This window comes from Flavonifractor plautii ATCC 29863 (genome assembly GCF_000239295.1).
GTDB lineage: Bacteria > Bacillota > Clostridia > Oscillospirales > Oscillospiraceae > Flavonifractor > Flavonifractor plautii.
In genome coordinates this window covers 1-23,537 of sequence record NZ_JH417763.1, presented here as the reverse complement: position 1 = coordinate 23,537, position 23,537 = coordinate 1, and the positions used below count along the sequence as shown (strand labels likewise).

Annotated in this window: 20 protein-coding genes; 15 read left to right on the top strand and 5 right to left on the bottom strand. The window is 65.3% G+C overall.

The window, feature by feature from the left end:
* Window positions 1–5: 5 nt before the first annotated feature.
* From HMPREF0372_RS09210 to lysA, 14 genes are all read left to right on the top strand, one after another.
* On the top strand, window positions 6–1,316 hold the full coding sequence (locus HMPREF0372_RS09210) for a nickel pincer cofactor-dependent isomerase, group 22 (RefSeq protein WP_007491307.1): 1,311 nt from the start codon (window positions 6–8) through the stop codon (window positions 1,314–1,316).
* 1 nt (window position 1,317) lies between these two features.
* Entirely contained in the window at window positions 1,318–2,226 is a 909-nt protein-coding gene (locus tag HMPREF0372_RS09205) for an AEC family transporter (RefSeq protein ID WP_007491305.1), read from the top strand.
* A 20-nt stretch (window positions 2,227–2,246) separates the two neighbouring features.
* A complete protein-coding gene (locus HMPREF0372_RS09200) occupies window positions 2,247–3,716 on the top strand; it encodes an NAD(P)/FAD-dependent oxidoreductase (RefSeq protein ID WP_039997079.1) in 1,470 nt (489 codons plus the stop codon).
* The gene (locus HMPREF0372_RS09195) at window positions 3,713–4,951 is read left to right on the top strand and encodes an NAD(P)/FAD-dependent oxidoreductase (protein ID WP_007491300.1); all 1,239 of its coding nucleotides are present in this window, start codon (window positions 3,713–3,715) and stop codon (window positions 4,949–4,951) included. Before HMPREF0372_RS09200 ends, HMPREF0372_RS09195 begins: the two co-directional genes overlap by 4 nt.
* A complete protein-coding gene (locus HMPREF0372_RS09190; protein WP_007491298.1) occupies window positions 4,948–5,316 on the top strand; it encodes a DUF1667 domain-containing protein in 369 nt (122 codons plus the stop codon). Before HMPREF0372_RS09195 ends, HMPREF0372_RS09190 begins: the two co-directional genes overlap by 4 nt.
* A gap of 63 nt (window positions 5,317–5,379) precedes the next feature.
* Window positions 5,380–6,258, top strand: a complete 879-nt coding sequence (gene garR / locus HMPREF0372_RS09185; protein ID WP_007491297.1) for a 2-hydroxy-3-oxopropionate reductase — start codon at window positions 5,380–5,382, stop codon at window positions 6,256–6,258.
* A gap of 32 nt (window positions 6,259–6,290) precedes the next feature.
* Window positions 6,291–7,190, top strand: coding sequence for a dihydrodipicolinate synthase family protein (locus tag HMPREF0372_RS09180; protein ID WP_007491295.1), 900 nt, complete (start codon window positions 6,291–6,293; stop codon window positions 7,188–7,190).
* 31 nt (window positions 7,191–7,221) lie between these two features.
* A complete protein-coding gene (locus tag HMPREF0372_RS09175) occupies window positions 7,222–8,454 on the top strand; it encodes a glycerate kinase type-2 family protein (protein ID WP_039997076.1) in 1,233 nt (410 codons plus the stop codon).
* Between the two features lie 83 nt (window positions 8,455–8,537).
* Entirely contained in the window at window positions 8,538–9,473 is a 936-nt protein-coding gene (locus HMPREF0372_RS09170) for a LysR family transcriptional regulator (RefSeq protein ID WP_007491290.1), read from the top strand.
* A complete protein-coding gene (locus HMPREF0372_RS09165) occupies window positions 9,470–10,537 on the top strand; it encodes a DUF362 domain-containing protein (protein WP_007491288.1) in 1,068 nt (355 codons plus the stop codon). Before HMPREF0372_RS09170 ends, HMPREF0372_RS09165 begins: the two co-directional genes overlap by 4 nt.
* Before the next feature lie 153 nt (window positions 10,538–10,690).
* Window positions 10,691–12,511, top strand: a complete 1,821-nt coding sequence (locus HMPREF0372_RS09160) for a sigma-54 interaction domain-containing protein (protein ID WP_007491286.1) — start codon at window positions 10,691–10,693, stop codon at window positions 12,509–12,511.
* 229 nt (window positions 12,512–12,740) lie between these two features.
* Window positions 12,741–13,580, top strand: coding sequence for a diaminopimelate epimerase (gene dapF / locus HMPREF0372_RS09155; protein WP_007491284.1), 840 nt, complete (start codon window positions 12,741–12,743; stop codon window positions 13,578–13,580).
* 97 nt (window positions 13,581–13,677) lie between these two features.
* Window positions 13,678–14,928 carry a dicarboxylate/amino acid:cation symporter gene (locus HMPREF0372_RS09150; protein ID WP_007491282.1) on the top strand — a complete coding sequence of 417 codons (1,251 nt, stop codon included), beginning with the start codon at window positions 13,678–13,680 and terminating at the stop codon, window positions 14,926–14,928.
* 62 nt (window positions 14,929–14,990) lie between these two features.
* Window positions 14,991–16,289, top strand: a complete 1,299-nt coding sequence (lysA, locus tag HMPREF0372_RS09145; RefSeq protein WP_007491280.1) for a diaminopimelate decarboxylase — start codon at window positions 14,991–14,993, stop codon at window positions 16,287–16,289.
* A gap of 213 nt (window positions 16,290–16,502) precedes the next feature.
* Here the strand turns inward: lysA and HMPREF0372_RS09140 are convergent, their stop codons facing one another.
* The 5 genes from HMPREF0372_RS09140 to HMPREF0372_RS09120 all read right to left on the bottom strand — a co-directional run bounded on the left by HMPREF0372_RS09140 (window position 16,503) and on the right by HMPREF0372_RS09120 (window position 21,972).
* Window positions 16,503–16,754, bottom strand: coding sequence for a glutaredoxin (locus HMPREF0372_RS09140; RefSeq protein WP_007491278.1), 252 nt, complete (start codon window positions 16,752–16,754; stop codon window positions 16,503–16,505).
* A gap of 12 nt (window positions 16,755–16,766) precedes the next feature.
* Window positions 16,767–17,135 carry a RidA family protein gene (locus HMPREF0372_RS09135; protein WP_007491276.1) on the bottom strand — a complete coding sequence of 123 codons (369 nt, stop codon included), beginning with the start codon at window positions 17,133–17,135 and terminating at the stop codon, window positions 16,767–16,769.
* Window positions 17,136–17,193: 58 nt separating this feature from the next.
* Entirely contained in the window at window positions 17,194–18,453 is a 1,260-nt protein-coding gene (locus tag HMPREF0372_RS09130; RefSeq protein WP_007491274.1) for a dicarboxylate/amino acid:cation symporter, read from the bottom strand.
* Between the two features lie 36 nt (window positions 18,454–18,489).
* Window positions 18,490–19,659 carry a MalY/PatB family protein gene (locus HMPREF0372_RS09125; RefSeq protein ID WP_007491272.1) on the bottom strand — a complete coding sequence of 390 codons (1,170 nt, stop codon included), beginning with the start codon at window positions 19,657–19,659 and terminating at the stop codon, window positions 18,490–18,492.
* A gap of 243 nt (window positions 19,660–19,902) precedes the next feature.
* Window positions 19,903–21,972 carry a sigma-54 interaction domain-containing protein gene (locus HMPREF0372_RS09120; protein ID WP_039997072.1) on the bottom strand — a complete coding sequence of 690 codons (2,070 nt, stop codon included), beginning with the start codon at window positions 21,970–21,972 and terminating at the stop codon, window positions 19,903–19,905.
* A 217-nt stretch (window positions 21,973–22,189) separates the two neighbouring features.
* Here HMPREF0372_RS09120 and HMPREF0372_RS09115 point away from each other — a divergent pair, with 217 nt between their 5' ends.
* On the top strand, window positions 22,190–23,482 hold the full coding sequence (locus HMPREF0372_RS09115; RefSeq protein WP_007491268.1) for an L-cysteine desulfidase family protein: 1,293 nt from the start codon (window positions 22,190–22,192) through the stop codon (window positions 23,480–23,482).
* Window positions 23,483–23,537: the final 55 nt, after the last annotated feature.

Sequence of the window (23,537 nt, the reverse complement as noted above, 5' to 3'; positions counted from 1 at the left end):
TTGGTATGGAAATCAAACAGGGGGGCGTCGTCTCCCGTCTGCTGGCCGACGTGCCCATTCCCCGCATGTTCCGCGCCGAGCAGCTCTTCCCCCGGGAGCGCATTGCCCCCGCAGACATCCCCGCTGCCGTGGCGGGGGAGCTGTCCCGGGAGCCCTTCCGCTCCAAAATCCGGCCCGGCATGTCCATCGCCATCACGGCGGGCAGCCGGGGCATCGCCAACGTGGACCTCATCACCCGGTCCATCGTGGACTTTGTAAAGGCCAGGGGCGCCGTCCCCTTCATTGTGCCCGCCATGGGCAGCCACGGCGGCGCCACTGCCGAGGGGCAGCTGGAGGTGCTGGCCAGCTACGGCATCACCCCGGAGGCCATGGGCTGTGAGATCCGCAGCAGCATGGAGGTGGTGGAGCTGGGCACCTCCGACACCGGCCTGCCGGTGTACCTGGACAAAAACGCCTATGAGGCCGACGGTATCATCGTCTCCTGCCGCCTCAAGCCCCACAACGCCTTCCGCGGCCCCTACGAGAGCGGGCCCTGCAAGATGCTCGCCGTGGGCCTGGGCAAGCAGAAGGGGGCCGAGCGGGTCCACTCCGACGGCATGGGCAAGATCGGGGCCAACATCCCCTCCATCGCCAAGGTCATTCTGGCCAGGGCCCCCATCCTCTTTGCCCTGCCCTGTATCGAGAACGCCTATGACGAGACCTGCCGCATCGAGGCCATCGACAGGGACGACATTCTCGCCCGGGAGCCGGAGCTGCTCCAGTTTGCCTTTGAGCGGATGCCCTCCCTGCTGGTGGGCGCCTGCGACGTGCTGGTGGTGGACGAGACGGGCAAGAACTACTCGGGCACCGGCGTGGACCCCAACATCACCGGCACCTTTTCCACCGAGTACGCCCACGGCGGGGTGGAGGTGCAGCGCACCTGCTTTCTCGATCTGAGCGCGGCCAGCCACGGCAACGCCCTGGGCGTGGGCCTGGCCAACGTGATCACAAAGCGGTTCTTTGACAAAATCGACACGGAAAAGATGTACCCCAACTGTCTCACCTCTACCGTCCTCACCTCCGCCCGCATCCCCTGCGTGGTGGCCAACGACAGGGAGGCTATTCAGATGTGTATCCGCACCTGCACCGGCATCGACCGCAGCCGCGCCCGGATCATCCGCATCCCAAACAGCCTCCACATCGGCCGCATCATGCTCAGCGAGGCCTATTACAGGGACGTGAAGGCGGGTAAATGGCCCGGCGTGGCGGCCTGCTCTGAGCCCGAGCCGCTGGAATTTGACGGGGACGGGGCCCTTCTCACCCCCATCGAGGGGTAGTATGGACAGCTTTTTCAAGATGGTGGACGTGCAGACCGTCCTCTTCATCTACATGGCGGTGGGCTTCTTCTGCCGCAAGAAGGGCATTTTCAACGACGCGGCCCGGGATAAGTTGACCGACTTTGTGGTGCTCATCACCCTGCCCTGCATGATCTTTGAGTCCTTCCACATGGAGTTCAGCCTGGAGTCCCTCAAGCAGGGGGGCGTGGCCGTCCTCATCGCCACCGTCATGGCCGCGGCGGCCCTGCTGCTGGGCAAGGTGCTCTACAACCGCTTTCCCTATGGGGAGAAGAGCATCCTCCAGTACGGCACCCTGGTCACCAACTCCGGCTTTGCCGGACTGCCCGTGGTCAGCGGCGCCTACGGCGACAAGGGCCTCTTTCTGGGCTCCCTGTTCATCATCCCCACCCGCATCCTCATGTGGAGCGCCGGCATCTCCCTGTTTACCAAGGCCGACGCCAAGCAGGCCGTCCGAAAGGTGCTGCTCAACCCCGGCATCATCGCCGTGGAGGTGGGGCTGGTATGGATGCTCTTCCAGCTCCCCCTGCCCCACTTTGTGGATACCGCGGTGGACAATCTGGGCGCCTGCACCTCTCCCATGGCCATGGCCCTGGTGGGGGCCATCCTGGCCGACGTGCCCCTCAAGACCGTGTTCGACCCCAAGTGCTTCTATCTGGTGGCGGTGCGCCAGCTCCTGCTGCCCGCCGTGTGCCTCGTGGCCCTGCGGCTGCTGGGGGTAGATCCCCTCACCGCCGGGGTAAGCGTGGTGCTCACCGGCATGCCCATCGGCTCCACCACCGCCATCCTGGCCCAGAAATACGGGGCGGACGCCCAGTTCGCCTCCAAGTGTGTGTTTATCTCGACGCTGACCAGCCTGGTCACCGTCCCCATTTTGACCCTGTTCCTTTGATGGAGAAAGGAGCCATCCCTATGCAGCAGTCCTATGATGTCGTCATCATCGGCGGTGGGGTGGGGGGCAGCGCCATCGCCCGGGAGCTCTCCCGGTACAAGCTGCGCATCGCCGTGCTGGAGAAGGAGAGCGACGTCTGCACCCAGACCAGTGGGCGCAACACCGGCATGCTCCACGCCGGGTTCCTCTATAAGACCGGCTCCCTCAAGGCCATCTGCGCCGTGGAGGGCAACCAGGAGTTCGACCAGGTAGCCCGCGAGCTGGATGTCCCCTTTAAGCGCACCGGCAAGCTCATCGTGGGCTTCACCGATGAGCACCGGCAGCGGCTGGAGCAATTCATGGCCCGGGGCGAGGCCAACGGCGTGAAGGGCCTGGAGCTCATCGACCGCAAGCGGATGGATGAGCTTGACCCCAGCGCCGGCGGAAATTTCGCCATGTGGTGCCCGGCCAGCGGTATCCTGGACCCCTTCCTCTACACCATCGCCCTGGCGGAGAACGCGGTTCACAACGGGGCGGAGTACCACCTCAACTGCGCTTTCACCGGCGAGACCCGGCAGGCCGACGGCACCCACCTGCTCCACACCACCAGGGGCGACTTCCACACCCGCTGGGTGGTGAACAGCGCGGGGCTCAACTCCGCCGTGGTCAGCGGGCAACTGGGCATTCCCGGCTATGTCATTAAGCCGGTCAAAGGCGAATACTTCGTTCTTGACAAGCTGGCGGGCCAGTTTGCCAAGATTCCCGTCTATCCCGCCCCCAATCCGGACAATACGTTTGACACCCATGCCACGCCCACCGTGGACGGAAATGTACTGGTGGGGCCCGACAGCCAATTGGCGCGGGATTTCCAGGACTACGAGTCCACCCAGGCCGCCATGGACGGCCTCATTGAGAGCGGTTCGCGGATGTTCAAGCACATGGACCGCGCCTACTTCATCCGCAATTTTGTCGGCATCCGGCCCAAGCGCATCGACCCCGCCACCGGCGCGGTACAGGACTTCGTACTGGAGTGCCGGGACGAGGCGCCCGGCGTGGTCAACCTGGTGGGCATCGAGTCCCCCGGCGTCACCTCCGCCCTCCCGCTGGCCCGCCGGGCCGTGGCCCTCATCGCCCGGCAGGAGGCGCTGGAGCCCAATCCCGACTTTGATCCCATCCGGCACGGCATCCGCCGTTTTGCCGATATGGCCGACGAGGAGCGGGCCGCCGCCATCGCGGAGAACCCGGACTACGGCGAGATCTTCTGCCGCTGCGAGAAGGTCACCAAGGCCGAAATTCTCCAGGCCATCCACAACCCCCTGGGCGTCCACACCGTCAACGGTATCAAGGTGCGCACCCGTGCCACCATGGGCCGCTGCCAGGGCGGCTACTGCGAGACCCGCATCACCGAGGCCCTCCACCGGGAGCTGGGGGAGGACTTCAGGGACATCCACCTGGGGCCGGAGGGCTCCTGGATGTTCACCGGGTCAGTGAAAGGAGGGGAGCCGGCATGAACGTGGAACGCCATCAGGCGGTAATCATCGGCGGCGGGCCCGCCGGCCTGGCCGCCGCCATCCGGCTCAGGCAGAAGGGCGTCGACGACGTGGTGGTGCTGGAGCGGGAGCACCGCCCCGGCGGCATCCTCCGTCAGTGCATCCACGACGGCTTCGGCCTCACCCGCTTCGGCGAGACCCTCTCCGGCCCCGAGTACGCCCAGCGGTTCGTGGCCCAGGCGGAGGAGCTGGGCATCACCTGCCTGACCGACACCACCGTTCTCTCCCTGGAGGCCGACCGCACCGTCACCGCCTCCGGCCCCGCCGGGCTCAAACAGCTCCGGGGCGACGCGGTGATTCTCACCATGGGCTGCCGGGAGCGTACCCGGGGCGCCCTGGCCATTCCGGGCAGCCGCCCGGCGGGCATCTACACCGCCGGCGTGGCCCAGGAGTACATCAACCTGCGCAACCTCATGGTGGGCCGGGAGGTGGTCATTCTGGGCAGCGGCGACATCGGCATGATCATGGCCCGCCGCATGACGCTGGAGGGGGCCCATGTGAAGGCCGTCTATGAAGTGCAGCCCTATCCCAGCGGCCTGCCCCGCAACATCGAGCAGTGCCTCAACGACTATGGCATCCCCCTGTACCTGAGCCATACCGTCACCGATATTCACGGCCGGGCGCGTCTGGAGGCCGTTACGGTCTCCCAGGTCGACGAACGCCTCCGCCCCATCCCCGGCACGGAGGAGCGGGTGGAGTGCGACACGCTGATTCTCTCGGTGGGCCTCATCCCCGCCGGGGACATCGCCAACGGCTCCGGCCTGGCGGTGGACGGGCGCACCAAGGGCGCCTTTGTGGATGAGCACTACCAGACCAGCATTCCCGGCGTCTTTGCCGCGGGCAACGTGCTCCATGTCCACGATCTGGTGGACTTCGTCTCCCTGGAGGCGGAGGCCCTGGCCTCGTCGGCGGCGGAGTACCTGAAAAACCATGCGCTTCCCCCCTGTCCCCTGGAGGTCAGGGCGGGCGCCAACGTGGGCCACGTCATCCCCCAGCGCATCAGCGGCAGCCGGGATTTCACCCTCTCCCTGCGGGTGTCCCGGCCCATGAAGGCCGTCACCCTGACCGTGACGCAGGACGGCCGCGAGGTACTGCGGCGCAGGCTGCCCAAGGCACTCCCTGCCGAGATGCTTCAGCTTCCCATCCGCGCCGCGGTGCTGGAGCAGTCCGGTGATTTGGAGGTGAGCGTACAGTGACGCGGAGTTTTACCTGTATTATCTGCCCCAACAGCTGTGAGATCACAGCCGAATATGAGGGGGACACGGTGTACGCCGTCCAGGGTGCCACCTGTCCCAAGGGAGACGCCTATGTCCGCCAGGAGCTCACCGACCCCCAGCGCAATATCGCCACCAGCGTACTGGTGGAGGGCGGCGAACTGCCCCTGGCCAGCGTGCGGCTCAGCCGCCCCATCTCCAAGAAGGACATCTTCCGGGTAATGGAGGTCATCAACACCGTACGTCTCCAGGCCCCCACCGCCGTCGGGCAGGTGGCCCTGGCCGACGTGTGCGGCCTGGGCGCCGATGTGATTGTCACCAAAAACGTGGCCCGCGCCAACGCGTGAGTCCCGCTTTTATAGTTCCTATCCACCCCAATCTGTGCTATTATTTTAAGGAGGAAATGTATTATGAAAATCGGACTGATCGGTCTTGGCATTATGGGCAAGCCCATGGCGAAGAACCTGCTCAAGGCGGGCTATGACCTCACGGTCAGCGATCTGAACCAGGCCAGCGTGGACGAGATCGTAGCCGCCGGGGCCAAGGCCGCCACCAACGCAGAGATCGGCGAGACCTGCGACGTGGTGCTGACCATGGTGCCCAACAGCCCCCAGGTAAAGGCTGTCATGCTGGGGGAGGACGGCGTGGCCGCCCACATGAAGCCGGGGAGCGTGTTCATCGACATGAGCTCCATCAACCCCGTGGCCTCCAAGGAGATCGCGGCGGAGCTGGCCAAGCGCGGCATCGAGATGCTGGACGCCCCCGTCTCCGGCGGCGAGCCCAAGGCCATCGACGGCACCCTTTCCTTCATGGTGGGCGGCAAGCAGGAGGTCTTTGACCAGTACAAGGACATCCTGGGCGCCATGGGCGCCTCTGTGGTGCGCTGCGGCGACGTGGGCGCGGGCAACACCACCAAGCTGGCCAACCAGATTATCGTGGCCTGCAACATCCAGGCCCTGTCCGAGGCCCTGACCCTGGCCAAGATGGCGGGCGTGGACCCCGAGCTGGTGTTCCAGGCCATCCGCGGCGGTCTGGCCGGCTCTACCGTCATGAACGCCAAGGCCCCCATGATGATCGAGGGCAATGACAAGCCCGGCTTCAAGATTGACCTGCACATCAAGGATCTGAACAACGCCCTGGACTGCGCCCACACCGTGGGCTCCCCCCTGCCCATGACCGCCGCGGTGCAGGAGATCTTCCAGTGGCTGCACAACAACGGCTGCGGCCAGGACGATCACAGCTCCATCATCAAGTACTACAAGAAGCTCACCGGCATCGAGTCCCTGTAAGGCCGCCCGACACGAGTGCGAGGTGATCGATCATGAATACGGATTTTATCAAGGGCGTCGTGGTGCCCATACTCACCCCCATCGACGGGGAGGAGCGCATTGACGAGGCCAGGCTCCGCGACCAGGTGGACTACGTCATCAAGGGCGGCGTGTCCGGTATTCTGGCCTTTGGCAGCAACGGCGAGTTCTATATGGTAGAAGAGGACGAGATGGAGCGGGGCCTGAAGATTATGGTGGATCAGGCCGCTGGCCGCGTCCCCGTCTACTTCGGCATTGGCGCCATCCGCACCCAGAAGTGCTGCCGTCTGGCCAAAATGGCCGTGGCCAACGGCGCCGCCGGCGTCAGCGTGCTCCAGCCCATGTTCCTCAAGCCCACCTATGACGAGCTGTTCCAGCACTTCAAGACCATCGCCGAAAGCGTTCCCGGCACCCCCATGCTGCTCTACAACAACCCCGGGCGGGTGGGGTACACCCTCACCGCCGATCTCGTGGACGCCCTGGCCCATCAGGTGGAAAACATTGTGGGCATGAAGGACACCAGCGGCGACATCACCCTCACCGCCGAGTTCATCCGCCGTACCCGCGACGTGGGCTTCAAGGTGTTCGGCGGCAAGGATACCCTGCTCTACGCCAGCCTGTGCCACGGCGCGGTGGGCGGCGTGTGCACCGCGGCCAACTTCATGCCCGAGCTGATCACCGACGTCTACAACAAGTTTGCCGCCGGGGATCTCCAGGGCAGCCTGGAGGCCCAGTTCAAGCTCAACCCCGTCCGTCTGGCCATGGACCCCGCCAGCTTCCCTGTGGCCGCCAAGGATATGGCCGCGCTCCGCGGCCGGGATGTGGGCGTGCCCTACCGGCCCAGCCTCCCCACCCCGGAGGGCCCCGCCAAGGAGGGCTTCCGCCGCACCATGTCTGAGGCCGGCCTGATTTAAGCCTCTCCGCGAGGCGACCATGGAGGAACGCATGAAACTGAGAAACGACTGTGATCAGATTGTCCGCCGGGCCATCGCCGCTGTCCAGCCCGACGCGGCGGTTCGCCGCGCCCTGGAGGGGAACCCCTTTCAGGGCGGCCGGGTGGTGCTGGTGGCCGTGGGCAAGGCCGCCTGGTCTATGGCCCGCGCCGCCTGCGACTGCGTGGGGGGGCGGCTGGACGGCGGCATCGTCATCACCAAGCACGGCCATGCCCAGGGCCCCATCGGTTCCCTGCTCATCCGGGAGGCGGGCCACCCCGTCCCCGACCAGGACACCTTTTCCGCCACGGAGGAGGCGCTGGCCCTTACGGACGGCCTGACAGCGGAGGACACCGTCCTCTTTCTCCTCTCCGGCGGCGGCTCCGCCCTCTTTGAAGCGCCGCTGGTCCCCCAGGAGGAGCTCCAGTCCATCACCCAGAGCCTGCTGGCCAGCGGGGCGGACATCGTGGAGATGAACACCATCCGCAAGCGGCTCTCCGCCGTCAAGGGCGGGCGGTTTGCCCAGCACTGCGCCCCGGCAAAGGTATTCTCCATCGTCCTGTCGGACATCATCGGCGATCCGCTGGACATGATCGCCTCCGGCCCGGCCTACCCCGACTCCTCCACCTGTGCCGATGCCCGCCGCATCGCGGAGCAGTACGGCCTGCGCCTGTCGCCTGAGGCCTCCCAGTGCCTGGAGCGGGAGACGCCCAAGGTTCTGGACAATGTGGAGACCCTTATCACCGGCAGCGTGCGGGAGCTGTGCGCCGCCGCATCCGCGGCCTGCCGGGAGCTGGGCTATGAGCCGGTGCTGCTCACCGACAGCCTGGACTGCGAGGCCCGGGAGGCGGGGGCCTTCCTGGCCGCCGTAGCCCGTGCCCACCAGGATACGGACTGCTCCCTGGCCTTCCTGGCCGGGGGGGAGACCGTGGTGCACCTGACCGGCTCCGGCCTGGGCGGGCGCAACCAGGAGTTGGCCCTCTCCGCCGCCGCCGGCATCGCCGGGCTGGAGGACACAGCCGTGTTCTCTCTGGGCAGCGACGGCACCGACGGCCCCACCGACGCCGCCGGCGGCTTCGTGGACGGCGGGACAAAGGAGCGGCTGGCGAGGCAGGGCGTGCGCATCTTTGAGGTTTTGAAGAACAACGACGCCTACCACGCCCTGGCCGCCTGCGGCGGCCTGCTCCACACGGGGGCGACGGGCACCAATGTCAACGACGTGGCGGTGCTCCTCATCCGCCGCTGAGTGGTTCTTTTCCCCCGCTGCGCCCCCGACCTTCCCACGCGGAGCCGGGGGCGCGCCCTTTTACCGGCAAGGAGTGATCGGCCATGGACGTCAAACAGATGACCTATATTCTCACCATCGCCCAGGAGGGCGGTATCAGCAAGGCCGCGGCCAAGCTGTTCATCACCCAGTCCGCCCTGGACCAGCAGCTTCTGAAGCTGGAGCATGAGCTGGGCACCCGGCTCTTTTTCCGCTCCCGCAGCAGCTTTGCCCTCACTGAGGCCGGCAGGGTCTACGTGGAGTACGCCCGCCGGATGCTGGAGCTGAAAAACGAGGCCTACCGCATCATCCACGACATCGCCGGCCGGAGGCGGGGCACCCTCTCCCTTGCCTTCGCCCCGGAGCGGGGCATGGAGATGTTCATGGCCGTGTACCCACGGTTCTATCAGAGCTATCCCGAGGTGACAGTGACCCCGCGGGAGATCAGCGTCCGGCGGCAGTTGGAGATGCTGGCCGGGGACGAGCTGGATCTGGGCTTCATCTCCAGGCCGGAGGGGGAGGTTCCGGGGCTGACCTGCGTCCCTCTCCTGCGGGAGGAGTTCCTGCTCATCACGCCCCGCAGCCATCCGCTGGCGGCCAGGGCCGCGCCGCCGGGCGCGCCCCTGACGGTGCTGGACACGGAGTGCCTCTGGGACCTGACCTTCTGCCTCATCTACCGCTCCTCCACCCAGCGGGAGGTCATCGACCCCCTGTTTGAGCGGGCGGGGCGAAAGCCCAACCTCTTTCTGGAGACCGCCAGCAACCGGGCCAATGTCTCCATGGTACAGAAGGGGCTGAGCTGCTCCATCGTCCCCGCCTACTACGTCCAGGGGGTGGAGGACGTGGCCTGCTTCCGCCTGTCTGCCCATCCCGCCTGGACCGTGTCTGCCTGCTACCGGCGCAATCGCTACCTGTCCAAATCCGCCCAGTATTTCATCGCCCTGGCCGCCGCCTATTTCCGTCCCGAGTGCGCCGCGCAAGAAAAGGAGTTGCCGCAATGAGCCGCATCTATGAGATCTTTGGCACCAATGCCCACGCCATGACCCGCGCCCTGATGGAGTCCGCCGGCGCAGCGTGCAAAATCCCCTCCGGGGCCTCGGTGGCCCTCAAGCCCAACCTGGTGGTGGCCGCCTCCCCCGAAACCGGCGCCACCACCCACGCCGGCGTCCTGTCCGGCGCCATCGAGTATCTGCGTGACCATGGCTTCCGGGATATCTCCATCATCGAGGGCTCCTGGGTGGGGGACGACACCGGCCGGGCCTTCCGGGCGGCGGGATACGAGGCGGTGGGGAAGAAGTACGGCGTGCCCCTCTGCGACCTCAAGCGGGACAAGACCCGCCGGGTGGACACCCCCCTGCGGCCCATGGACATCTGCTGCCGCGCCCTGGACGCGGACTACCTCATCAACCTGCCCGTGCTCAAGGGCCACTGCCAGACCGCCATGACCTGCGCCCTAAAAAACTGCAAGGGCTGCCTGCCCGACCGGGAGAAGCGGCGCTTCCACTCCGAGGGGCTGATGCGCCCCATCGCCGCCCTGGCCGCCGCCCTGCGGCCGGAGCTGACCATCGTGGACAGCCTCTGCGGGGATCTGGATTTTGAGGAGGGGGGCAACCCCGTCCCCACGGGCCGGATGCTGCTGGGTGAGGACCCCGTGCAGCTGGACGCCTACAGCTGCCGCCTTATGGGCCTGGCCCTGGAGCAGGCGCCCTATATCCAGATGGCCGAGGCCTGGGGGGCCGGCTCCACCCGGCTGGAGGAGGGAGATGTGGTGCGCCTCAACGAGCCCTCCGCGGCGGCGGACTACCCCGCCCCCTCCGGCGCCGTGGCCGCCCTCACCCGCACCGTCCAGGCCAGAAGCGCCTGCTCGGCCTGCTACGCAAGCCTGGTGCGCGCCCTCCACACCAGCGGCGTACAAGGCCTACCCATCGCCATCGGCCAGGGCTGGCGCGGAGTTCCCTTTGACGGCCTTGGAATCGGCGCCTGCTGCAACTGCGCCAAAGAGCAGGTTCCAGGCTGCCCGCCCCCGGCAGAGGACATCCTGCGCGTCCTCTCCGCCCGCTGCTGAGCCCCACGGGGAATGCGCACCTGATTTCCCTCCGAAGTCAGGTGCGTTTCTGCGTACAGGCGGCGAACCCCCTCCAAATCCGGTATTTACACCGGCTCCTTTCTCCCGTACAATAGAGGTGATTTCCCGGCCCGCCCGGAGAGGAGCACCGCTATGGATCTTCTGCAATGTCTCATGGATTCCTCATCCCATGCCATTTTCACCCTGGATCGGGATGGCATCATCACCCATATCAACCAGCAGGCCAAGGTGAGGTTCGGCCTCTACCACAACAGCCAGCACCCCCACCCCGCCGGGCGGTTGGAGCCGGGCGACCTGGTGCTGATCGCCGACACAGCCATCGGCGCGGACGACGGGGCGCTGCGGCCGGAGGATCTCGCCCGTATCGGCATCCGGGAGCCCAGGCTCCGCGTCAACGACCGGCTGGTGGCGGCAGGCGTCTTCGACATGCCCGGCCGGCGGCCCGTCTACAAGTTCCTGCCAGACCAGGACGCGGACAGCCTCTGTCTGGAGACCGTCTGTGAGGGGATCCCGATCCGCCTCTCCATCGAGCGCCGCAGCGTCACCGTTACGATAAGGGACACCGTCTACACCATCGGGTATTTCCGCTGCATTGGACAGATGGTGGTTCTGGACGGGGCGACTGGCCGGGTGAAGTTCTGGCAGGAGAAGGGCTACTCCGCCCGCAGGGAGGGCATCGGCCACCTGCTCCGGGGCGGCTCCTACAGCGAAAAACGGGCCGGGCTGTCCCTCCAGGTGGAGGGCTATCACTTCCGCGACTTCTTTGAGGGGGCGCAGTTTGAGCGGGATCTCGCCCGGGTGCTCAACGGACAGGCGCCGAGGCTTGAGGACCGGGAGTACGAGATCAACGGCTTTGAGCTGGTGGCCACCCTTCTCCCCGTGCCCGGGGCGGAGGGCGGACGCCCGGACGGAGTGATCGTCAAGTTCCGGAACATTGAGGATATCCATGTGACCATCCTGGAGCGCAACAATGCCATCAAGATGGCCGAGCGGACCTACCGGGAGACCGCCCGCAAGGACGCGCCCCAGGAGGCGTCCTTTGCGGAGCGCTTCGGCTTCGACACCCTGCCGGCCTCCGTCCGGCACCGGGTCTACAAGCTGTCCCAGCTGGACTGCGGCATCCTGATCACCGGCGAGAACGGCACCGGAAAGTCCTTCCTCGCCCAGGCCATCCGTCAGGCCCAGCCCCGCCGCGGCCCCTTCGTCACGGTGGACTGCGCCACCATCTCCCCCACCCTGTTTGAAAGCGAGATGTTCGGCTATGTGGGGGGCGCCTTCACAGGGGCGAACCCCCAGGGCAAGGCGGGCTTTTTTGAGTCGGCCGACGGCGGCACCATCTTCCTGGACGAGATTGGCGAGATCCCCCTCCAGATCCAGGCCAAGTTGCTCAGTGTAATCCAGAACAAGGTGGTCTGCCGGGTGGGCTCCACCCGGTCCGTGCCGGTGGATGTGCGCATCCTGGCGGCCACCAACCGGGATCTGAGGGCGGAGGTGGCCGCCGGGCGCTTCCGCCAGGATCTCTACTACCGGCTCAGCGCCTTCTCTGTGGAGCTGCCTCCCCTGCGCAGTTGTCCCGAGGACGTGTGCTTCCTCATCGACCGGCTGATGGAGAAGATTCCCCAGAAGTACGGCGTCCCGCCCAGGAGCCTGTCCGGCGAGGCCTTTGGCAAGCTGCTGGCCTACAACTGGCCGGGCAACATCCGGGAGCTGGAAAACGTACTGGAGAACGCCGTGGCCCTCTCCGAGTCGGAGCTTATCTATGCCGAGCACATCCACCTGGAGGGCACAGCGCCCGCCCCGCTCACGCTGAAGGAACGGCTCAAGCGGGAGGAAAGGCAGATTCTCCGGCAGACCCTGGCCCAGTGCGGCGGCAGCCGTGTGAAGGCCATGGAGCTGCTGGGCCTGTCCAAGACCGTGTTTTACGGCAAGCTGAAGGAATACCAACTGGACTAAACACGTCCTGTTTTTGGGAAAGGGAGTTCGGAAATCCGAACTCCCTTTCCCGTTTTTTTCACCCAGGTTCCGGGGATGCTGGATCTTGCGCCCCATGTTTTGCGGATTCTGTCTGAATTTGACGGCCATATTTTGTTGGAACCGCTGAACTTCGCCCCCCTTGGCCGCCTGGCATGCAGCTTGCATAGGCAATGAGACAAGGAGCACGTTTAACGGGAGGGAGCCTTCGATGCAGTTTTGGAAAATGAACGGCGCAGGCAACGACTTTATTATCCTCAACAATCTACAGGAGGGGCTGTCGGCGGATTGCTTTCCCGCCCTGGCCCGGCGGCTGTGCGAGCGCCGCCTGTCCATTGGGGCGGACGGTCTGATGGTGGTGGAGCGGCCGCAGTCCGGCGGGGACTACCGAATGCTGTTTTACAACTCCGACGGCAGCGCGGGCGAGATGTGCGGCAACGGGGCCCGGTGCATCTGCCGCTATGGCTATGAGATCGGGCTGGCCGGAGAGCTCCAGAGGGTGGAGACCACCGCTGGCCTGGTCACCGGCCGGCGCATCACCCGGCGGCAGTATAAAATCGAACTCAACCGGCCCACCACCCTCCGGCTGGACTACCCCGTGGAGGTGGACGGCAAGACCTATCCCTGCTCCTATGTGGAGCTGGGAGATCCCGGTCTGCCCCACGCAGTGGTTCCGATTCCGGGACTGCGCGGCCGGCCGGAGGCGGAGCTGTTCGCCCTGGGGCGGAAGCTGCGGGCCCACCCCGCCTTCCCCAAGGGCGCAAATGTCAATTTCTTCGATGTGGAGGGACCGGGGCGGATCTGGGAGCGCACCTTTGAGCGGGGCGTGGAGGGCTTCACCTACGCCTGCGGCACGGGCACCGGCTCGGTGGCCGCCGTGCTGACCCTCCAGGGCGCGGTCAGCGGCCGGGCGGTGGCCGTCCAGATGACGGGGGGCGAGCTGGTGGTGGATGTGGAGCGCCGCGGCTCAACGGTGGAACACCTCTTTCTGACCGGGCCCACCAATTTGGTTGCAAAAGGGGAGCTCACCGACGAGGAACTGCCCCTTTGAGTGATAGAGCGGCCGCCGGTGCGGTACACTGAGAGAGGAGGTGACGCCGCATACCCCACCGGCAGTTCTGTGTGTTAGAAGAAAGAGAGGTATTGTTATGGACAAATCCACAGTTATGAAGAACTACCGCTTCCTGGCCCTGATGCTGTTTGCCATGGTAGCCGGCTGCGTGGCCGGCTGGTTCTTTCCTGAATTTGGTCACTTTATCAAGCCCGCCGGCACCGTGTTCATCAATATGATGTTCTGCGTGGTGGTGCCGCTGGTGTTCGCCTCCATCTCCAACTCCGTGGCCAGCGTACGCAGCCGGAAACGGGCAGGCAAGATCATGGGCACCACCGTGCTCACCTTCGTGGTCACCGGCGCCGTTGCCGCCGTCATCATGTTCATTGTCATGAAGCTGGTTCCCCCGGTGCTGGAGCCCTGGACCGACATGGCCACCGAGGCCATCGGCGAGCACGCCTCCCTCGCCGACATGATCGTGAACTTCTTCACCACCGACGACTTTGTGGGCCTGCTGAGCCGCAGCGCCATGCTGCCGCTGATCGTCTTTTCCATCCTGTTCGGCTTTGCCACCAATCTGGTGGGCGGTCCCGACCACGTCATCGGCAAGTTCCTCGACGGCCTGACCGAAGTAATGATGGCCTTTGTGAAGATCATCACCTATTACGCCCCCATCGCCTTCTTCGCCCTGTTTGCGGATCTGGTAGCCACCTACGGCTCCAGCGTGGCCTCCGCCTATGGCCGGGCCATGGTGGTATACTACCCCCTGTGCTTCATCTACATCTTCACCGCCTTTCCCCTCTTCGCCTATATCGGCGGCGGCAGGCACGGCATCAAGACCATGTTCCAGCACATCGCAAGGCCCGCCATCATGTCGCTGGGCACCTGCTCCTCCTCCGCCACCATCCCCACCAACCTGCGTGAGGCGGAGGACACCGGCATCCCCAAGGATGTGGCCGATATGGTCGTGCCCATGGGCGCCACCATGCATATGGACGGCTCCTGCTTCTCCTGCGTGCTGAAAATCGCCTTTGTCCTGGGGGCCATGGGCGTGGATATGCCCTGGACCATGCTCCCGGCGGTGGTGGCTGTGGCGGTGCTCTCCTCGGTGGGCATGTCCGGCGTGCCCGGCGGAGGCTACATCGGTGAGTACATCATCTGCTCCATCTTCTTCCCCCAGCAGATTGAGGTTGCCTTCCCCATCCTGGTGGCCATCGGCAACCTGGTAGATCCCCCGGCCACAATGATCAACTCCGCCGGAGACTATGTGGTGTGCTACATCGTCGCCCGCGTCACCGACGGCAAGGACTGGCTGGACAGGGCCATTGCGGCCAGACACGCCAAATAGCATCCCCCCGGGGCCCCCTGCGGGGCGGGATATCTTCCAGAGAAACAGAAAGGAAATGAGACATGATCTGCGACAACCTTACCGTCTCCAACGGGCGCCTGCTCTTTGCCGGTCAGGACACCGTGGAGCTGGCCCGGCAGTACGGCACCCCCCTCTACCTGATGGACGAGGACCGGATCCGCGCCAACTGCCGGGTGTATACCGAGGCGTTCCGCAGGCACTTCGGCCCCGGCGCCCGGCCCCTGTACGCCAGCAAGGCCAACTCCTTCCAGCGCATCTATGAGATCATGCGGGAGGAGGGCATGGGCATTGACGTGGTGTCCTCCGGCGAAATTTACACCGCCCTCCGGGCGGGCTACGACTTGGGCCAGGCCTACTTTCACAGCAACAACAAGACCGATGAGGACATCCGCTACAGTATGGATCACGGTATCGGCTATTTTGTGGCGGATAACGTGGAGGAGATCAAGGCCATTGAGGCGGAGGCCGCCCGGCGGGGCATTAAGCAGCGGGTGCTGCTCCGCCTGACCCCCGGCATCGACCCCCACACCTACGAGGCCATCGCCACCGGCAAGGTGGACTCCAAATTCGGCAGCGCCATCGAGACCGGCCAGGCCGAGGAGATCACCCTCTTCACCCTCCGCCAGCCCCATGTGGAGCTGGTGGGCTTCCACTGCCACGTGGGCTCCCAGGTCTTTGCCGAGGACGTATTTGAACGGGCCGCAGTGATCATGCTGGAGTTCGCCGCCCACATGGAGAAAGCCCATGGCTACCAGACCCGGCAGCTTGACCTGGGCGGCGGCTACGGCGTGCGCTACGTCGAGTGCGACCCCGTTCTGGACGTGGACGCCAAGGTGGCCCAGGTGGCCGCCGCGGCCAAGGGCGCCTGCGCCCGCCTGGGCATCGCCCTGCCCGAGATTCACATGGAGCCCGGACGCAGCATCGTGGGAGACGCGGGACTGACCCTCTACACCGTGGGCACGGTCAAGGAGATCCCCGGCTATAAAAACTACGTCTCGGTGGACGGCGGCATGCCCGACAATCCCCGCTTCGCCCTCTACGGGGCCAGCTACACCTGCCTGCTGGCCAACAAGCTGGATCAGCCCGCCGAATTTCCCTGCTCGGTGGTGGGCCGCTGCTGCGAGAGCGGCGACATCATCCAGGAGCACGTCCTGCTGCCCGGGAGCGTGGGCCGGGGAGACATTCTGGCGGTATGCACCACCGGCGCCTACAACTACTCCATGGCCTCCAATTACAACCGCCTTCCCAGGCCCCCCATTGTCATGCTCCGGGGCGGCAACGAGTCCTATGTGGCAGTCCGCCGGGAGTCCCTGGAGGATCTGTGCCGCAACGACCTGTAAAAACGCACAAGGGAGCGGCCCCATCAGGCGCCGCTCCCTTCCTGTCTGTCGAAAACACATTTTCGACAGGCTGCCGGACTTTTGGAGCCTTTTGAACGGCTCCAAAAGTCGTTTGATCCGGCGTGAAAGACAACCCGGACGGTTTTCTTTCACACGATCTTTCCCTTCGAATCCTTTTGCGGGGAGGGTTTATTGGCAGCTGCTCTCATCCACTCAGTTGAGCACCTGCTCCAGCTCCAGGGTGACGGTGCCGTCCTCCCGCACGAAGCAGGGGATGCCCAGGGAGCCCTTGGCCTTGGGGCCTTCGAAGACGGGGCTGCTCTCCCGCAGGGCCAAATAGGCCTTCAGGTCGGGCAGGCTGGCGGACAGGTTCTGGAAGGTGATATCCGCCTTGGCCTCAACCAGCTTGTTGAGGGCGTACAGGGTATCCGGGCACAGGTGGCTGCCGATCACGGTCACTTTCATCTTGTCTCCTCCTTACTTTACGGCAATGGCTTCAATCTCGCACAGGGCGCCCTTGGGCAGAGCCTTCACCGCCACACAGGAGCGGGCGGGCTTGGAGGTAAAGTACCTGGCGTACACCTCGTTGAAGGCGGCAAAGTCGGCGATGTCGGCCAGGAAGCAGGTGGTCTTGACCACCTTGTCGAAGCCGGAGCCAGCGGCCTCCAGAATGGCGCCCACATTCCTACAGCTCCACTCGGCCTGGGCGGCGATGCCCTCGGGCATGGCGCCGTCGGCGGGGTTCACCGGAAGCTGGCCGGAGGTGATGACAAGGCCGTTGGTCTCGTAGGCCTGGGAATAGGGCCCGATGGCGCCGGGGGCGTGCTTGGTGTCGATGATAGTCATGGCAGATTCTCCTTTTATAAATGGATCAATGGATGGAACAGACAGAGGTGAATGGAGCTCAGACCCGGCTCTTTTTGGCGGCCGCGGCCTTGGCCAGCCACTCCTTGCCCTCCACCAGGCGGGTGACCAGCATGGAGGCGATGGTGTCGCCGGAGGCGTTCAGGCAGGTGGCGGCGGGGTCGAACAGGAAGCCCAGGGTGGCGATGATGGGGAAGGCCTCGGCGGGGAAGTTGAACATGGAGACGATCAGCATCTCGCCCACCAGGCCGCCTCCGGGGGCGCCGGAGAGGACGAAGGCGGACAGGATAGCCACCACGATGGCCATGCCATAGGTGCCCGCGCCGGAGAAGTCCATGCCGAACACGCCGTAGAGGAAAGCGATCTTGGTGATGGAGCTGAGTACGGAGCCGTCCATGTGCATGGTGCAGCCCATGGGCAGCACCAGATCGCTGACGTCCTTGGGCACGCCGATGCTGTCACAGGCCTCCTTGTTCACGGGGATGGTGGCGGCGGAGGACTGGGTGGCAAAGGCGGTGACGGCGGGGCGCAGGATGTTTTTGACCATGGCCGCCACACCGTGCCGGCCGCCGGCCAGGAAGGCGTAGAGGGGGAAGAAGATCACCCCATAGAGGGCGCACAGGGGGTAGTAGACCAGCATGGAGCGGCCGTAGTCGCCGATGATCTCGGGGCCGTAGGTGGCCACCAGGTTGGCGAAGTAGGCGCCCAGGCCGATTGGGGCCACCAGCATGATGATGCCCACGAACTTCATGATGATGTCGTTCAGGTTGGCCAGCAGCCTGCCCATGGGGCTCTGCTCGCCGCCGCAGGCGGAGACGCAGAAGCCGAAGAGGATGGCGAAGATGATGAGGGGCAGCATGTTGGACTTGTCCCACAGGTCGGAGAAGTCGGACACGGTGAGGGAGCTGACCAGCAGCTCGCCGGCGGTCTGTGCCTCGCCCACCTCGCTGGCCACCAGCTCGATGGTGGTGCCCGCTGAGGGGCTGAACAGGTTGACCCACACCAGCACGCAGACGCCGGCGATGGCGCCGGTGAAGATGAAGGTGCCGATGGTGCCGCCCAGAATCTTGCCCAGGCGCTTCATATTGGCCATGCTGCCCACGGCGGAGGCGATGGACACGAACACCAGGGGGACCACGATCGTGAACAGCAGGTTGAGGAAGATGTCGCCGATGGGCTTGATGGTGGTGCCGAAGTCGGGGACGACCACGCCGATGAGGGCGCCGATCAGGATGCCGCTGAGGATGAGAATCAGGTTGCCGTACTGCTGCCAGAAGCTCTTCTTTTGCAGGTTTGCCATAGGGAATTTACCTCCTTTTACCAGTCCTGTGTGGGCTCAAAGGGCCTTGACCGCCGCTTCGAGCTGCTTCATCGCCCGCTCCAGCACGCTGCGGGGGCAGGCGGCGTTGAGACGCATGTAGCCGTTCAGGCTGCGGCCGAAGGAGCAGCCGTCGTTGAGGCCCAGGCCCGCCTGCTCGATCATGAAGCGGCGCAGGGCGTCGTTGTCCAGGCCCAGCGCCCGGCAGTCCAGCCACATGAGGTAGGTGGCGTCGGGGGCGCAGGTCTTGATCTGTGGAATGTGCTCCCGGCAGTAGTCCGCCACAAAGTCGAAGTTGGCGGACAGGTAGGGCAGCAGCTGCTCCAGCCACTCCTCGCCGTGGTTGAAGGCGGCCTCCATGGCGGTGAGGGAGAAGGCGTTGTTGCGGTGGATGTCCATGTTCATCCAGAACTGGTCAAAGACCTGCTTCATGTGGGCGTTGGGGAACACCACAGTGGAGGCCTGCAGGCCGGCCAGGTTGAAGGTCTTGGTGCCGGAGATGCCGGTGACCACATACCGGGCGGCCTCGTCGGAGACGGAGGCGGTGGGGGTGTGGCGCTTGCCGTGGAAGATCAGGTCGGAGTGAATCTCGTCGGAGAACAGGACCACCCGGTGTTTGATGCACAGCTCCACCATGCGGCGCAGCTCCTCCGGCGTCCACACGATGCCCAGGGGGTTGTGGGGGCTGCACAGGAGGAAGAGGTCGGCCTCGGCCAGCTTGGCCTCGAAGTCGGCCCAGTCCATCTCCCACCTGCCGTCCTTTTCCACGAAGGGATTCTCCAGCACCTTCCGGTTCCACGCCTCGGTCATGTCGTAGAACTCGGAGTACACCGGGGTCTGGATGAGCACGCTGCCCCCCTCCGGGGTAAAGAGCTTGACCATGGCGCTGATGGACTGCACCACACCCAGGCTGAAGCTCATCAGGCGCGGGTCGATGTCCCAGCCGTTGCGGCGCTTCTGCCAGCCCCGGATGGCCTCAAAATAGGAGTCCGGGCGGCTGGTATAGCCCCAGATGCCCTCCTGGGCCCTAGCGGTGAGGGCGTCGACGATGGGCTGGGCGGTCTTGAAGTCCATGTCCGCGATCCACAGGGGGATCACCTGGTCGGTGCCGAACTTCTTCATCCGCTCGTCGTATTTGGCGGAGCGGTTGCCGCCGCGGTCCACCACGGTGTCGAAATCATACTTCATAGGGGATCATCCTTCTTTCTCTCCTGGCCTGGGCTTCCCGGCCCTGTATTCTGTCCGACCATAAAAGCAATCTATGTGCCGAATCGCTCCGGGCGGCAAAACATTGTTAAATAAGCTTAAAATTTAGTCTGCTGTTTTATGCATAACAGAAAGAAACCCGCCGGGCAGTCCAGGACCACCCGGCGGAGAAATGCAGCAGGGCGCGTTTAAACTGGTCAAAGAAAGAAAAAACGGTCAAATTGGTCAAACCATTTCCGCTCCGCCCTCCACCGCCTGCCGGCGGCACAGGGCCCGCCCGGCCGGGGTGAGGCGGGTGCCGCCCCGGCCGCGGCTCACCCGCACCAGGCCCGCCCGGTCCAGCCCGGCCAGGATGCGCCGCACCTCCTGCTGGGAGCAGGGGAGCCCCGCCTCCCGGGCGGCGGCGAGGATGGCCTCCCGCCCCAGGCTGCGGCCCGCCTGGTCGGCCTCGTAGAGCCGCTCCAGCACGAAGCGGGAGTCCTCCCGGGGGCAGTCGGCCAGGGCGGGCAGCTCCGCCGGGGGCGCGGCGGCGGGGAGGTAGTGGAAGGTGGGGGGCAACTCCTCCACCCCCACCACAGTATGTCCCAGGTAGCTGAAATACTCTACCACATTGCGCAGCTCCCGGATGTTGCCCCGCCACTGGTGGGCCAGCAGGAGCCGCTCCAGCTCGGGCGAGAGGGTGAAGGAGGCCCCAATGTTGCGGCAGAAGTGGTCGATGAGCAGCAGCAGATCTCCCTCCCGCTCCCGCAGGGGCGGGATGAGGACGGGCAGGGTGTTGAGCCGGTAATAGAGGTCCCGGCGGAAGCTGCCCTCCTCCACCCGGCGCTCCAGATCCTCATTGGTAGCGGCCACGATGCGCACGTCCACCGAGATGATGCGGTTGCCCCCCACCCGCATGATCTCCCACTCCTGGAGCACCCGCAGCAGCTTGCACTGGAGGGCGGTGCTCATGCCCTCCACCTCGTCCAGGAAGAGGGTTCCCCCGTGGGCAAACTCAAACAGCCCCGGCTTGCCCCCCTTCCGGGCGCCGGTGAAGGCCCCCTCCTCGTAGCCGAACAGCTCGCTCTCCAGCAGGTTTTCCGGCATGGCGGCGCAGTTGATGGCCACGAAGGCCCCGCCGGCGCGGGGGGAGGCGTTGTGCACCGCGTGGGCAAACAGCTCCTTGCCGGTGCCCGTCTCGCCGATGAGGAGCACCGGCAGGGGGGTGAGACTCATCTTTTTTAATATGGTGATGCACCGCAGCAGGGCGGGAGACTGTCCCACCACGTTGTCAAAGGTATACTTGGCCCGGTAGCCCTTGTGGAGAAGCTGGCTGCGCAGCTCGTTCTGCCGGTTCTCCGCATCGTTGAACCGCTGCACCGTGGCGAAGGCGCCGATGCAGGCGTCCCCCCGCAGCACCGGGGCCACGGCCACGTTGATGTTGACTCCCCCGGCGCTCACCACCCGGGCGGGCTGGGGGGCCTTCTCCTTCAGGCAGCGGGCAAAGGGCAGGAAGGGGTACACCGCGCCGGCGGGGCGGTGCAGAGCCTCGCCGCAGGGGATGCCGGTGATCTCCTCCAGCTTGCGGTTGCAGGCAAAGACCTCCCCCCGCTCGTTGACCCCCACGATCCCCTCATCCAGAATCTCCATGAGCATCTCAAACTGGCTCTCCAGCCGCAGGCCCCGGGCGAACACCCGGTCAAAGCTGTAGGTATTGGTGGCCACCTCCCGCTGGTACTGCTCAAACCGCTCGCTCTCCAGCAGCTCCTCCAGCCCCAGGCGGAGGGCCGCCTCGATCATGGTGGAGCTGTCGCACACCCGCTGGCCGATGTCGATAATCTCCTTCGCCCCGGCGGGGACGTAGCGGGTCTCCTGGGGGGTGATGACGAAGTCGTACTGGCTCATGTCCGGCTCCGGCGCGCCGGGGTGGTAGAGATCGAACACCAACTGGTTGACCCCCAGTTGGTTGAGGCGGGTCACCGCCTCCCGGCACATCTTGTCGCTCAGGTTGACGAAGAGGGCCCGCTTGCCCGCCGGCAGGCTCTGGAGGCGGCGCACCACGTCCCACCGGAGGGTGACGTGGATCTCCATCATCTCCCCGTCGATGGGGACGTACTGGTGGAGATCTCCCAGGGAGTCGAAGGCGTCGGTGGTGACCATATAGAGGTCGTACCGGCGGGGCATGTGCTCGATGGAGCCGTCCCGCACGCTGTAGGAGCAGACGGTAATCCGCTCGCCGAACAGCTCCTGGACCTGCTGGGCGTAAAACTGCCCGGCGTAGGCGTCCAGAGAGATGACCGCCACATCCTGTTTCATGGGGTTCTCTCCTCCTTTTTGGCCATTTACTTTAACCAGTTTAACCGATTTAACAGTATTCTGCGGGATTTCCCGCCCCATGTCAAGCCGATCCCCGCTTTTTTTCGCGGATTTTTGGCTTTGGCGGCCAAAAATGCAGTTGGCATGCCGGTTGCATGATAAAATAGGCAGAAGACTTGGCCGCCCTACGGGGCCGGCGGAAAAGGAGCGATGAACGATGCAACTGAACAAGGAAGAGATGCTGACCCTGCTGCACCAGGAGGTGGTTCCCGCCCTGGGGTGCACCGAGCCCGTGTGCGTGGCCCTCTGCGCCGCCGACGCCTACCACGCCATCGGCGGACAGGTGGTGTCCATCAAGATGGAGGTCAACCCCGGCATCTACAAGAACGGCATGAGCGTGGGCATCCCCGGCTTTCAGCGGGTGGGCCTGAAGTACGCCGCCGCCCTGGGTGCCTGCCTGGGCAACCCGGAGAAGGGGCTGGAGCTGCTGGAGGAGATCAACAGCATCGTCAGCAAGGAGGCCATCCGTCTGGTGGAGGACAAGCAGGTGAGCGTGACCATCGCCGAGGGAGAGAGCCAGCTCTACGCCCACGCCGAGGTCATCACCACCCGGGGCATCGGCATCAGCACCATCCGGGACACCCACTCCAACATCATCTACACCAGCGCCAACAACGAGGTGCTCTTTGAGAAGGAGTACACCGCCGGCGGCGAGGACGCGCTCCACGCCAAGCTCAAGTCCATGACTGTCGCCCAGCTCCGGGAGCTGGCGGACTCCGCTGGCGAGGAGGAGCTGGCCTTTATGCTGGAGGGCGCGGAGATGAACGAGACCCTCTCCGACTACGGCCTGGAGCACCGCCTGGGCATCGGCATCGCCGACACCCTCAAGGCCCACCTGTCCACCGACATCATGGGCAGCAGCCTGATGACCCGCACCATGGTGCGGGTGGCCTCCAGCGCCGAGGGGCGCATGTCCGGCTGCCCCTACGCGGTGATGAGCAGCGCCGGCAGCGGCAACCACGGCATCACCGCCATCATCCCCGTGGTGGAGATGGCCAGGCACCTGGGCTCCAGCCGGGAGGCCACCGTGAAGGCCCTGGCCTTCTCCCACCTGCTCAACGTCTACATCAAGCTGTTCACCGGCAAGCTCAGCGCCACCTGCGGCTGCGGCGTGTCCGCCGCCACCGCCGCTTCCGCCGCCATGGTGTGGCTCCTGGGGGGCGACGACAAGCAGATCGGCGCCGCCATCATCAACATGAGCGCCAACCTGACCGGCATGATCTGCGACGGCGGCAAGATCGGTTGCGCCCTCAAACTGGCCACCGCCGCCTCCGCCGCCATCATGAGCGCCTACCTGGCCGTCGGCGGCGTGGTGGTCAGCCCCAGCGACGGCATCTGCGCCGCCACCCCGGAGCAGGTCATCCGCAACATGGGCCGCATCAGCACCCCCGGCATGGTGGAGACCGACCGCACCATCCTCAGCATCATGATGGAAAAGGACCAGGGCTGAGCCCCGGCCCTCCAGGCAAAAAGGGGCCCGGCCGAATCGCACGATTCGGCCGGGC

Bases quoted from the DNA above. Each gene is read 5' to 3' on its own strand.
- HMPREF0372_RS09210 (WP_007491307.1), top strand. From the start codon at position 6: ATGGAAATCAAACAGGGGGGCGTCGTCTCCCGTCTGCTGGCCGACGTG.
- HMPREF0372_RS09205 (WP_007491305.1), top strand. From the start codon at position 1,318: ATGGACAGCTTTTTCAAGATGGTGGACGTGCAGACCGTCCTCTTCATC.
- HMPREF0372_RS09200 (WP_039997079.1), top strand. From the start codon at position 2,247: ATGCAGCAGTCCTATGATGTCGTCATCATCGGCGGTGGGGTGGGGGGC.
- HMPREF0372_RS09195 (WP_007491300.1), top strand. From the start codon at position 3,713: ATGAACGTGGAACGCCATCAGGCGGTAATCATCGGCGGCGGGCCCGCC.
- garR (WP_007491297.1), top strand. From the start codon at position 5,380: ATGAAAATCGGACTGATCGGTCTTGGCATTATGGGCAAGCCCATGGCG.
- HMPREF0372_RS09180 (WP_007491295.1), top strand. From the start codon at position 6,291: ATGAATACGGATTTTATCAAGGGCGTCGTGGTGCCCATACTCACCCCC.
- HMPREF0372_RS09175 (WP_039997076.1), top strand. From the start codon at position 7,222: ATGAAACTGAGAAACGACTGTGATCAGATTGTCCGCCGGGCCATCGCC.
- HMPREF0372_RS09170 (WP_007491290.1), top strand. From the start codon at position 8,538: ATGGACGTCAAACAGATGACCTATATTCTCACCATCGCCCAGGAGGGC.
- HMPREF0372_RS09165 (WP_007491288.1), top strand. From the start codon at position 9,470: ATGAGCCGCATCTATGAGATCTTTGGCACCAATGCCCACGCCATGACC.
- HMPREF0372_RS09160 (WP_007491286.1), top strand. From the start codon at position 10,691: ATGGATCTTCTGCAATGTCTCATGGATTCCTCATCCCATGCCATTTTC.
- dapF (WP_007491284.1), top strand. From the start codon at position 12,741: ATGCAGTTTTGGAAAATGAACGGCGCAGGCAACGACTTTATTATCCTC.
- HMPREF0372_RS09150 (WP_007491282.1), top strand. From the start codon at position 13,678: ATGGACAAATCCACAGTTATGAAGAACTACCGCTTCCTGGCCCTGATG.
- lysA (WP_007491280.1), top strand. From the start codon at position 14,991: ATGATCTGCGACAACCTTACCGTCTCCAACGGGCGCCTGCTCTTTGCC.
- HMPREF0372_RS09140 (WP_007491278.1), bottom strand. From the start codon at position 16,754: ATGAAAGTGACCGTGATCGGCAGCCACCTGTGCCCGGATACCCTGTAC.
- HMPREF0372_RS09135 (WP_007491276.1), bottom strand. From the start codon at position 17,135: ATGACTATCATCGACACCAAGCACGCCCCCGGCGCCATCGGGCCCTAT.
- HMPREF0372_RS09130 (WP_007491274.1), bottom strand. From the start codon at position 18,453: ATGGCAAACCTGCAAAAGAAGAGCTTCTGGCAGCAGTACGGCAACCTG.
- HMPREF0372_RS09125 (WP_007491272.1), bottom strand. From the start codon at position 19,659: ATGAAGTATGATTTCGACACCGTGGTGGACCGCGGCGGCAACCGCTCC.
- HMPREF0372_RS09120 (WP_039997072.1), bottom strand. From the start codon at position 21,972: ATGAAACAGGATGTGGCGGTCATCTCTCTGGACGCCTACGCCGGGCAG.
- HMPREF0372_RS09115 (WP_007491268.1), top strand. From the start codon at position 22,190: ATGCAACTGAACAAGGAAGAGATGCTGACCCTGCTGCACCAGGAGGTG.